Origin of the sequence: Mongoliibacter sp. (assembly GCF_007692705.1) — a bacterium.
In the GTDB taxonomy this organism is placed as follows: Bacteria; Bacteroidota; Bacteroidia; order Cytophagales; family Cyclobacteriaceae; genus Mongoliibacter.
Genome location: NZ_REBN01000101.1, coordinates 1 through 10,680 on the forward strand (window position 1 = coordinate 1; position 10,680 = coordinate 10,680).

General features: G+C 39.6%; 9 protein-coding genes. 4 read left to right on the plus strand and 5 right to left on the minus strand.

Features of this window, described 5'->3' with window-relative positions; all coding sequences use genetic code 11:
* Window positions 1-206: 206 nt before the first annotated feature.
* The 4 genes from EA341_RS03815 to EA341_RS03830 form a co-directional block, all read right to left on the minus strand.
* Entirely contained in the window at window positions 207-1,043 is an 837-nt protein-coding gene (locus tag EA341_RS03815) for an alpha/beta fold hydrolase (protein ID WP_293011468.1), read from the minus strand.
* Window positions 1,040-1,372 carry a type II toxin-antitoxin system RelE/ParE family toxin gene (locus EA341_RS03820; RefSeq protein WP_293011469.1) on the minus strand — a complete coding sequence of 111 codons (333 nt, stop codon included), beginning with the start codon at window positions 1,370-1,372 and terminating at the stop codon, window positions 1,040-1,042. The genes EA341_RS03815 and EA341_RS03820 overlap by 4 nt, the downstream gene beginning before the upstream one ends.
* On the minus strand, window positions 1,362-1,571 hold the full coding sequence (locus EA341_RS03825) for a hypothetical protein (protein WP_293011471.1): 210 nt from the start codon (window positions 1,569-1,571) through the stop codon (window positions 1,362-1,364). Before EA341_RS03825 ends, EA341_RS03820 begins: the two co-directional genes overlap by 11 nt.
* Before the next feature lie 182 nt (window positions 1,572-1,753).
* Complete coding sequence (locus EA341_RS03830) at window positions 1,754-4,084, minus strand: T9SS type A sorting domain-containing protein (protein WP_293011473.1); 2,331 nt, start codon at window positions 4,082-4,084, stop codon at window positions 1,754-1,756.
* Window positions 4,085-4,121: 37 nt separating this feature from the next.
* Between EA341_RS03830 and EA341_RS03835 the strand changes: the two genes are divergently transcribed.
* The 3 genes from EA341_RS03835 to EA341_RS03845 all read left to right on the plus strand — a co-directional run bounded on the left by EA341_RS03835 (window position 4,122) and on the right by EA341_RS03845 (window position 8,136).
* Window positions 4,122-5,312 carry a DUF4105 domain-containing protein gene (locus EA341_RS03835; protein ID WP_293011474.1) on the plus strand — a complete coding sequence of 397 codons (1,191 nt, stop codon included), beginning with the start codon at window positions 4,122-4,124 and terminating at the stop codon, window positions 5,310-5,312.
* Window positions 5,313-5,375: 63 nt separating this feature from the next.
* On the plus strand, window positions 5,376-7,409 hold the full coding sequence (gene uvrB / locus EA341_RS03840; RefSeq protein ID WP_293011476.1) for an excinuclease ABC subunit UvrB: 2,034 nt from the start codon (window positions 5,376-5,378) through the stop codon (window positions 7,407-7,409).
* Between the two features lie 70 nt (window positions 7,410-7,479).
* Window positions 7,480-8,136: a helix-turn-helix domain-containing protein gene (locus tag EA341_RS03845; RefSeq protein ID WP_293011478.1), complete on the plus strand. Its 657-nt coding sequence runs from the start codon at window positions 7,480-7,482 to the stop codon at window positions 8,134-8,136.
* Here the strand turns inward: EA341_RS03845 and EA341_RS03850 are convergent.
* The gene (locus tag EA341_RS03850) at window positions 8,099-9,016 is read right to left on the minus strand and encodes a 1-aminocyclopropane-1-carboxylate deaminase/D-cysteine desulfhydrase (RefSeq protein ID WP_293011480.1); all 918 of its coding nucleotides are present in this window, start codon (window positions 9,014-9,016) and stop codon (window positions 8,099-8,101) included. The genes EA341_RS03845 and EA341_RS03850 overlap by 38 nt on opposite strands.
* Before the next feature lie 62 nt (window positions 9,017-9,078).
* On the opposite strand from EA341_RS03850, the gene EA341_RS03855 reads away from it, so the two are divergent.
* Window positions 9,079-10,116: an RluA family pseudouridine synthase gene (locus EA341_RS03855; protein WP_293011482.1), complete on the plus strand. Its 1,038-nt coding sequence runs from the start codon at window positions 9,079-9,081 to the stop codon at window positions 10,114-10,116.
* Window positions 10,117-10,680: the final 564 nt, after the last annotated feature.

Here is a 10,680-nt window from a genome sequence, read left to right on the forward strand (position 1 = left end):
CGGTATAGAACCACCTAAAACAAAAGGAAGAGAAAAACCAATCAACAAGGATATAGATTTAATAGTTTTCATTTTGATTGGGTTTATTTGGATTTAAAATTACCTAAACAATTAACTAATAGCAAATTACACTTCTCCTTTGTGGTTTATCCTAGTTGATATGGGGAAGTATATGTTTGGCACAGCCCAATAATCAAGTATGAAATTTATACAAATATTCCCTCCAGAAACCTATTGATTTCCCCCACGTAATAAGCTCCCCAATCTCCATCACCAAAATTAAAGCCACCTAGATGTTCTCCTTCAAAGAGGACAATTTCACATCTCCCGTTTACTTGTTTTTTGACATTTAAAGCATCATCATAGGTTGTGATCTGATCTAAAGTAGCTGTAAAAATCAGGATAGGTATGTCGATTTTTTTTAAGCTATTGAAATACGCATTGCCATTTTCAGGAAGACTCAGGACCTTATCCTTTTGCTCAAAAGTTCTTTCGACAATCAGGGAGGGGTCAGAAACAAATCCTTCAGAAATTAGAAATTGAACCTTCCCTTTTAAGGATTCCATGGCTTTCACTGCTATTATGGTACCCATTGACAGCGCCCAAATGCCAATCTCCTTATTGGGGAATTTCTCATAAATCACTTCTGCTACAGCGCTTAAGTCTATAGCAAATTCATTGTAATAAAGGCTATCCTGATCAATTTCAAAATCAGAGCTTTTCCCAAAACCTCTGTAATCAAACGTAACCACTGTATATCCATGGCTGGCCAAAATGGCTGAATGGTAAACGAAATAAGACATATTGCCTGCATCGGGATAAGCCAATAACAAGATTTTGCAATTGTCTTTTTCTGGATTAGCTGCATAGATCCACGTATGAATATCATATCCATCATAGGTATGTAAATTCAAAGACTCAAAATCCAAGCCCAAAGAATCTGGTGTCCTGATATAATCTCTATTAGGGTTGATGGCATATAATTCAACAGCCAGATGAAAAATCAGTAAAAGCAAAAAATACATTTTCAAAATCATCTTCATAACAAACTTACTTTTTTTAGAAGCTCCAAAATCTGCTCTTTTGTTAAGTTATCGAGTTGTTTTTTATCATATATAGAAACAAGATAAACTACTTCGTCAACTATTTTCACAAAAGTGATTACTCGTGCCCCACCGGATTTACCTTTGCCCTTGGAAGCAATTGCAAGCCTTATTTTGTATACTTCATGCCCCATGGGGGTGCCTGATTTAGGATTTTCGCCAAGTTTATCACCAAGAGCTTTCAGATCTTCTTTTAATGATCTGTATTTTTTGGAGAGCTTCTTGGCTTCTTTCTTAAAGTGGTCAGTAAGTTCAATATTAAAGCTCATCGAGGAACTCTTTAAGCGGTGTACCCTTTGTTTTTCCCTCCTGAATCAGTTTGACCTCCATAAAACCTTGTTCTAGCCCATTTAAAACTTCCTGACTCCCTTCTAAAGTCTCTTCCTTTACAGTAAGCCCTAAGTTTTTGACTAATTCGAGAAAAAAAGAATATTTATTATCTGGTATTTTTATCGTAATCTGCTTCATGATCAAGTAGTTTTAGCTTTTTAGTATACTGTTTTTCACAAACAGTGTTTTTGAATTAATAAAATAAATATAAGAACCTTCTTTTAAGTGAACAAAATTGAAAAAGACTTGGTGCATACCCTATTACAATGATTTTTGTTTATAATCTTATACGATCAAATAGGGCAGGCCATGGTTATTAATCATATCTTCCAAAACCGCAACCTATCCTGATAACCAGGGGCATCCAATTGAATCAGATAAATCCCTTTTGGTAATTTGGAAAATTTCTCAGATAAGTCAGCAGCTTCCAGTCCCCTGGAGAAGAAGCTCTCCCCATTCATTCCATAAACAGTTACCGAAGCATCTTTATAAGCTATGTTTGGCGGTAAGTCAAAATTGATCTGACCTGAAACGTAAGGATTGGGGTAAACCTTGGTTGATTCGGATACAAAATCCATATCGCCAGTTAATCTAAAGACTTCCGAAAAACTGCTTTCCCCATCCCTATCCACTTGCTCCAGTTGAAAATAAGGTTTGTCCAGCAACTTCTCAAAATAGGTATAAGTGTAACTCTGAGTTTCCTCACTTTGACCTTTGGAAGGTATTTCAGCTATCTTTTCAAACTCCAAATGCTTGTCTTTTGCCCTGTATAGAATAAATTTTTCATTATCCTTTTCCTGTGCCGTGGACCACTTCACCACAATGCTTTCTTTCTCCCAAAAGGCCATCACCTCTACCCAAGTTACTGGCAAAATAGACATTTCCCTAAAACTGCCTATGGTAAATGTCCTACCCTCTAGCTGCCCAAATTCAAGTGATCTTCTTGCCCACAAAGTATCTGCATCAACTCCAGGAAGGTGAATACCGGGTGCTGCCTGTCCATTGCTGACAATACGAAGGTCTTCCACCTCATCCACGATTAAATTTTCTGCTGCAATATGCAATTCGATAGGATCAGGGGATGGTGAGAGTCCTGAAAATTCAAAATAACTATTCAATTGATAAAGAATAGGTGTCCCATCCGAATCATCGAACATGGGATCCCAATTGGCACCGGGCACTTCAAAATACCGCAAAGTCAATTGTCCACCAGGTGAATTTCCTAAAAGCCGCAACCTTCTAACACCTCCCTGATAGGCATCTTCAAAAGGAAATGTGGCATTCTTTTCATTCAAAACCGGAGGCAGATTATGATAAATCAGGGTATTGAGATTGATCCATTTCCCATCGTCTAATTCATAACTCCCAGAACCATTGGTATTGATGTGTAGGTTAAATCCATCAAAATCTACTTGACCGTTTCTTTGGAAGAAATTGGATTTAATGTCCATATCAGAATTCAAAATCAATTTGCCGCCAGTTTTATTTACCTCCACTTGGTCAAAATCAAAATTGAACCCCACAGTCTGCTGTACTGCATTTCCCTCAAACCTCAGAAAGGTCGGTGCTTCCATTATATCGCCTCCCGACAACCTTGCCAAGTCTCCTGTGAGAAAAAGAGAATCCGTCAACAGTTTTTGAGCATTATTTTCAAAAATCAAGTTGTGGTATTTCTTAGGTTGGCTTGCTGCCGCCATTGTGGATCGAATCAGCCTTTGACTTCCTGTATTGGAACGGTAATACATATTGCCTTCAAGAAGAAAATTGGCGGATTCTATAATTGGATTGTTTCCAAGGAAAACAGCATTCCCTCCTACTTGAACATGAAATAAGCCTGCGGGGATGGCGTTTGTTCTTTGAAAAACCGATAACGTAGGACCTGTTCCGGTACATTCTGAAATGAGGGTTGCCCCAGGTTCTATAATCAATTCCCCAAATGCAGCTCCTCCATTGAATTCCGCTTGGTCATTGAAAGAAAAGGTACAGCAAATCGTGGTACCTACCGTATTTCTCTTTTGGATCACTGTACCTGACCTCACAACAAATTTGGTAGACTTAAATGGACTGTTGACCGTAAGTGTTTGACCAGGATTGGGGTCAAATATGACAGTGAACTTACTCCTCGTATTTTGAGCACTCCATGAAGCCCTGTCTACTACAGTCCGGCTATTTCCTTTAAAAATTATTGCCCCTGTAATCGGATAAATCCAGTCAATCAAAGTAAGGGCTGTGGACGATCCAACCAAAGTATAATCCGGTCCTGAACGTTCCATCAATTGAAGAGATCCATAAACTTCCAAACTGAAATTTTGCAAATTCAACTTTCTGCCAGTACCTCCTTCTGCATTGAAATAGACACTGTTCACCAATTCAGGACCCGTCAACCTTACTTCATGGCCAAAATCTAAAAATATATTGCTATCTATTCCAGGTTTTGCTACAGCGGGAGTCCAAGCTCCCCCGTCCCAAGTTTCCCAAATGGCCAAGTTGTCAAAATCCCCTGATACTATAGTTCTATAATCCCCGATTTGCAGGACGATTTGCGGAAAAGCAGTATTATTCAGACTCAGCCCGTAAAAAAATACAATAATCCAGTAAATTCGTGCCGAATGACGGGAAGCTTGGTCATATATCGTTTTCCTAAAAATCATCGTTTCAAAAAATTAAAAGCCTAATAAAATTAGTTTGATGCTAGCCCAATTGAAAAAGATACTTCTGGTTTATCCGTTTATTTATTCGGTTATTTTTCTTGCTTCCGCCCAGCAATACCAGATCAGTTTACTCACCTGCGATCCAGGAGACGAGCTATACTCTGCATTTGGACACAGTGCAATACGGGTACAAAACAGGGCATCAGGTCAGGATCTGGTTTTCAACTATGGCACTTTCGATTTCAATACACCCTACTTTTATGTGAAGTTTACACAGCGTACTTTAGACTATATGCTCAGCATTTCCACTTTTGAGCGATTTCAAGTGGAGTACAATTATTTCCAAAGGAATATGCGTGAACAGGTATTGGACCTAAGCCCAGAGCAGGCCTCTAGACTCGTGGCCTTCCTGGAGGAGAATTATCAACCGGAGAATCGCTTCTATCGCTATGATTTCTTTTATGATAATTGTGCGACCAGGATCCGTGATGTTATGGAGGATATCCTCGGAAATCAGTTGGACTGGAACGAAGAACCGAACCCCGAACAAAAAACCTTTCGAGAGCTGATTGATGAATATGTTTATCCATTGCCTTGGGCAGATTTTGGCATCGACCTTGCCCTTGGATCGGTAATAGATCAGTATGCGAATGAAAGAGAAAAACAGTTTTTACCGGATTACATGGAAGCTGCATTTGGCAGGGCAATGATCGTCGGTGACGGACCAACAAGGCCTCTGGTAAAAGAGGAGTCGGTTATCTTAAGTTTTCCTCCAAGGCCAAGTCAGACAGATTTATTCAACCCTTATGTATTGTGGTGGGTTTTTGCCATTGCAGTCATGGTACTTACTGTTATTGGATATAAGAAAAAGCGTATTTTCAAGGCCTTTGACATCACTTTCTTTTCAGTGTTGGGTTTATTGGGGCTATTAATTGTGATTTTGTGGTTTTTCACATTCCACTCCCAAACTAAAAATAACTGGAATATCCTCTGGGCGTTTCCCGGGCACCTTGTTTTAGCCATTGCCTTATTTCAAAAAGAAGTGAAACCATGGCTCAAAATGTACCTTCTTTTTGCTTTGATTTTAGCCAATCTGGCGTTGGTCTTTTGGGTTTTCGGAGTACAATCATTCCACCCAAGTATTGTCCCATTGTTGTTGGTCATTTTACTTAGAACCAATTTTCTATATTACAATCTGGAAAAGTTCTCAATTCAGGAATCCAAGTAATAGCTGGGGAATTCAAACTATTTTGGGGGGCAATCTTGTTATAGCTAATCAGGAAAAAAGCCTATGGACTTTAAGTTACAATCAGATTACAAGCCTACCGGAGATCAACCGGAAGCCATCAAGCAATTGGTAGCAGGGGTAAATGAAGGAGATAGGGCACAAGTACTTTTGGGGGTAACGGGGTCAGGAAAGACTTTTACGGTTGCTAACCTGATCCAGGAAGTACAAAAACCCACCCTTGTATTATGTCATAACAAGACTCTCGCTGCGCAACTTTACGGTGAATTCAAGCAGTTTTTCCCGGATAATGCAGTAGAATACTTCATTTCCTATTACGATTACTACCAGCCGGAGGCTTTTATTCCTACAAGTGGAACATATATAGAAAAAGACCTTTCTATCAATGAAGAAATTGAAAAGCTCAGGCTGAGTGCAACCTCTGCACTGCTTTCCGGCCGCAGAGATGTGATAGTCGTAGCTTCGGTATCCTGCATATATGGTATTGGAAATCCAGAAGAGTTTGGGAAAAATGTCATCCGTCTCCAAGAAGGCGATAGAATACCTAGAAACCAATTGCTTTTCAAGCTGGTGGATATTCTCTACAGCAGAACCAACCAAGAGCTGTCCCATGGAACATTCCGGGTCAAAGGAGATACGGTGGATATTTTTGTGGCTTATGCAGATTTTGGATATAGGATTTTCTTTTGGGGAGATGAAATCGAAGCGATACAACGCATAGATCCCGCTTCTGGAAAAAAACTTTCTGATGAAAAACTCATTTCTATTTTCCCTGCAAATCTATTTGTGACAGGAAGAGATGTGATAGATACTGCCATACATGAAATTCAAGACGATCTGATGGCACAGGTTTCCTTCTTCGAAAAAGACATGAAGCTGATCGAGGCAAAGAGACTCCGAGAGAGGACAGAGTTTGATTTGGAAATGATCCGTGAGTTGGGTTACTGTTCCGGAGTTGAGAATTACTCTAGGTATTTTGATAGAAGGAACCCAGGAACAAGGCCTTTCTGCCTTTTGGATTATTTTCCGGAAGATTATCTGATGGTCATAGATGAGAGTCATGTGACGGTTCCACAGGTTAGAGGAATGTGGGGAGGTGACCGTTCCAGGAAAGTAAACCTGGTGGATTACGGTTTCAGACTGCCCTCTGCCCTGGACAATAGGCCTTTAAATTTTGACGAATTTTCCAGTCTGATCAATCAGGTCATCTTTGTGAGTGCCACACCCGCAGATTATGAACTTGCACAAACTGAAGGCATTGTAGTAGAGCAAATCATCAGACCTACGGGACTGCTTGACCCTATAATTGATGTGAGACCAAGTGCCAATCAGATCGACGACCTTTTGGAAGAAATTGACGAAAGGATCAAATCAGAAGCCCGTGTATTGGTCACCACTTTGACCAAAAGAATGGCAGAGGAACTTCAGAAATACCTGGAAAGAGCCGGAGTGAAAAGCCGGTATATTCACTCGGAAGTTAAACCATTGGACAGGGTAGAAATTTTGAGAGAACTTAGATTGGGCGTTTTTGATGTGCTCGTAGGAGTAAACTTACTGAGAGAGGGTTTGGACTTACCGGAGGTATCCCTTGTCGCCATATTGGATGCGGATAAGGAAGGTTTCTTAAGAAATGAACGTTCTCTCGTACAGACTATTGGTAGGGCTGCTAGAAATGAAAACGGAAAAGTGATCATGTATGCAGATAAAATCACGCACTCCATGCAAATGGCTATGGATGAAACCAACAGGAGAAGAAGCATACAGCTTGCTTACAATGAAAAGCATGGTATCACGCCGAAAACTATCCTTAAATCCAAAGAAAGAATCCTTGGGCAGACTAAAGTGGCTGATAGTAAACGTAATGCTAAAATATATGGCGACACCACAAATGCAGAAGCTCTTGTGGCTGCAGATCCGCTAGTACAGTACCTCAGTAAAGACAAACTGAAAAAGCTGATCGATCAGACACAAAAACAAATGGAAAAAGCTGCCAAAGAACTGAATTTCATGGAAGCTGCACGCTTGAGAGATGAGTGGCAAGGACTCAAAAATAGGCTTGCGGAATTGGAAAGAGTATAAAAACTTTTATCCAGCAGCCCATGTCAGAATAAACCCCTTTTTCTTATTTTCAACTTTAAACCATCAATACATGACCTTACAGGATATTCAAAAAATCGCGAAGCAAGGGGAAGGTTTGAAGGTGGAGTTCAAAAAGAAAGCTGCTTTCCCGGAGAAAATTGTCCGAGAAGTCATCGCCTTGGCCAATACAGCAGGAGGTCACCTTATTATCGGCGTGGATGATGACGGTACGGTAAGTGGTCAGAAGTTTATAGAAGAAGAGGTTTTTGTGATGAAAAAGGCCATTTCGGAAATCATAAAACCAGCATTGACTTACGATATTGATATTGTAAAACTCAATGCTAAAAAAGGAGTTGCGGTATTTTCTATTTCCAAGTCAGCCAACAGACCGCATTTTTTATTGGAAGGAGAAAGAAAAAAGACATTCGTGAGGGTGGAAGACCGGAGTATCCAAGCCAGTAAGGAAGTTTGGGAAATCATAAGGAAAGGAAAAAACCCAAAAGACATTGTCTTTACATATGGCGAAAAAGAAACCATTCTCATGCGCGAACTGGGAGAACGCGAAAAGATCACTTTAAAAGAATTCCAAAAGCTGGCCAACTTACCGAGATTTGTTGCCTCTAAAACATTAGTGCGCCTGGTTTTGGCCAATGTCATCAATATCGTCCCTCAGGAAAATGAGGACTATTTTACCTTGAAGGAAGGTCCTCTCCAAAGCGTTGATTGAAACCTTTCACACCTTGAAGCCCACCGGTATGCAGGCAAAGTACTTTGCTTCCTTTTGGGAAAAAGTCTTTTTGTAATAAGTCGAAAACTCCATACATCATTTTTCCGGTGTAAACAGGATCCAATGGTATTTGAAATTTATCGTAAAATGATTTCATAAAATGAATCAATTCTGGTTTGAACTTGCCATAACCTCCAAAATGATAGGCATCAATAATGGTAAGCATTCCTTTAGGAAGAACAGCTTCCTTTGATAACTTAGTACGCATTTCATCATGGATAAAACTTCCCTTCAGGGAAGAGAAACCAAGCAAATCTTGCCCTGATACAATCGAACTGGCTAATCCGATAAAAGTCCCTCCAGTACCTATACTACAAGTTACATGTGAATATTCAGTATCATTTTTATCCAAAATCTCAGCAGTTCCTTTGATGGCCAAACTATTTGTCCCTCCCTCCGGTATCAGGTAGAAATCGCCAAACCTAGCCTTAAGCCCATTCAGAAAGTCTTCCTGCTCTTTTTTCCTATAAACAGACCTGTCAACAAAGTGAAGCTCCATTCCTTTTTCCTTAGCGAATTGAAGGGTTGGATTCAAGGAAGAACTTTCTTCCCCGCGAATAACTCCGATTGCACGGAACCCTTCCTCTCTTGCTGCTGCTGCAACTGCATGAATATGGTTTGAAAAAGCTCCTCCAAAAGTCAAAACGGTATTTTTACCTTCTTTTTTCGCTTGAATAAGATTGTATTTTAGTTTGAAAAATTTATTCCCCGAGACCAATGGGTGAATCTGATCTAACCTAAGGATAAAAAGCCTCACCTCTTTATCTGAGAGCTGTTCAGCTTGAATTTCTTGAGTAGGAATTTGATCGTGGATCAGCATAGTAATTATTGAAAAGAAGCACAAATATCCGAAACTTTCCCAAATGCCCTTATTTTTGCAGGATGGTAGCACACAAAGACGAGGAAAATTTTGATGAAGAAGAGGTTGAACTCTTTGAGCATTATCATTTTAAGATAGATAAAGGCCAGGCCCAAATACGCATAGACAAATTTCTGACGGATAAAATAGCCAACGCTACCCGCAACAAATTACAGCAGGCGATAGATGCAGGCCATGTCCTGGTCAATGACAAACAAGTCAAAACCAATTACAAGGTCAAGCCATTAGACAGCATTCGCATTTATCTGGAAAAACCAATCCTGCATACTGAGGTAGTTCCAGAAAATATTCCATTGGATATTGTGTATGAAGATGATTCACTCATGATAGTGAACAAAGCCGCGGGTATGGTAGTCCATCCTGCACACGGAAATTGGACAGGGACTTTGGTCAATGCGCTGGTTTATTATTTCAACCAACTCCCGACTATGCCGGGTAACACGGGACGACCAGGATTGGTACATAGGATCGACAAAGATACGTCTGGGTTATTGGTCATAGCCAAAACCGAGGAAGCCATGACTCATCTCGCCAATCAATTTTTTAACCACTCCATCGAGAGGACCTACATCGCGATGATTTGGGGAGAACCTGAGGCCAACGAAGGCACCATCAATGCGCACGTGGGACGTAGCGCCAAAGACCGAAGGATAGTGGATACGTTTCCTGATGGTGATCAAGGTAAACATGCCATCACACACTGGAAGGTGATACAACCATTGAGGTATGTATCCTTGGTGCAATGTCAGCTTGAAACAGGAAGGACTCACCAAATCCGTGCACATATGAAACATATTGGGCATCCATTATTCAATGATGCCATGTATGGAGGAGATAAAATCCGAAAAGGAACCCAGTTTTCTAAGTATAAATCTTTTGTTAAAAACTGCTTTGATATCTTACCGAGACAGGCGCTACATGCAAAGTCTTTGGGCTTTATACACCCGAAAAGCGGTGAAAAATTGTATTTCGAAAGTCCATTGCCAAAGGATTTTTCAGCTGTAGTAGACAGATGGGTAAACTACGTGAATTATGAATAAGCCTAACGATTGACCAAAATTGGTCAATGATTCAAGAATTCAAAGAAAGAATTGTGGTATCTGGAGTTTTGGAAACTCAAAATCCATTACCAAGTTTTCAATACTGCCAGTTCCGCAATCGATGTAGAATAAGATTTTTTTATTTAAACGCCCCTTTTTTACAAATACTGTATATTTTCGCCTAATTATTTGCAGGATTTTTAAATTTTAGCTTAAATACATACATTTGTAATGTTGAAACAATTAAAGTTTTAACATTACATGTAGGATTGCAGAAGAGAAGACAAAAGTCTGAAGGCGCAAATCCTTCTCCTACATCAGGTTATTTTGGGTTTATTGTTAATTGACTAAAGCTGTGAAATTTTGTTTCGCAGCTTTTTTGCTTTTTAGGGTTTGTTGAACCATTGAAAATTCCGTAAAAATCAGAATGATATCAACAATCATTTTTCATTTTAGCAATAAAAATAACTCTTTAATAAAAAATATATATTTTTTTGCCAATTATATTAAATAACTATTAATAAATCAGTCCATTTACTAGTTTTGTGTCATTCAAAATGATCT

What these genes read in the sequence shown, in the direction of transcription:
- EA341_RS03815 (WP_293011468.1), bottom strand. Translation starts at nt 1,043, where the DNA reads ATGAAGATGATTTTGAAAATGTATTTTTTGCTTTTACTGATTTTTCAT.
- EA341_RS03820 (WP_293011469.1), bottom strand. Translation starts at nt 1,372, where the DNA reads ATGAGCTTTAATATTGAACTTACTGACCACTTTAAGAAAGAAGCCAAG.
- EA341_RS03825 (WP_293011471.1), bottom strand. Translation starts at nt 1,571, where the DNA reads ATGAAGCAGATTACGATAAAAATACCAGATAATAAATATTCTTTTTTT.
- EA341_RS03830 (WP_293011473.1), bottom strand. Translation starts at nt 4,084, where the DNA reads ATGATTTTTAGGAAAACGATATATGACCAAGCTTCCCGTCATTCGGCA.
- EA341_RS03835 (WP_293011474.1), top strand. Translation starts at nt 4,122, where the DNA reads ATGCTAGCCCAATTGAAAAAGATACTTCTGGTTTATCCGTTTATTTAT.
- uvrB (WP_293011476.1), top strand. Translation starts at nt 5,376, where the DNA reads ATGGACTTTAAGTTACAATCAGATTACAAGCCTACCGGAGATCAACCG.
- EA341_RS03845 (WP_293011478.1), top strand. Translation starts at nt 7,480, where the DNA reads ATGACCTTACAGGATATTCAAAAAATCGCGAAGCAAGGGGAAGGTTTG.
- EA341_RS03850 (WP_293011480.1), bottom strand. Translation starts at nt 9,016, where the DNA reads ATGCTGATCCACGATCAAATTCCTACTCAAGAAATTCAAGCTGAACAG.
- EA341_RS03855 (WP_293011482.1), top strand. Translation starts at nt 9,079, where the DNA reads ATGGTAGCACACAAAGACGAGGAAAATTTTGATGAAGAAGAGGTTGAA.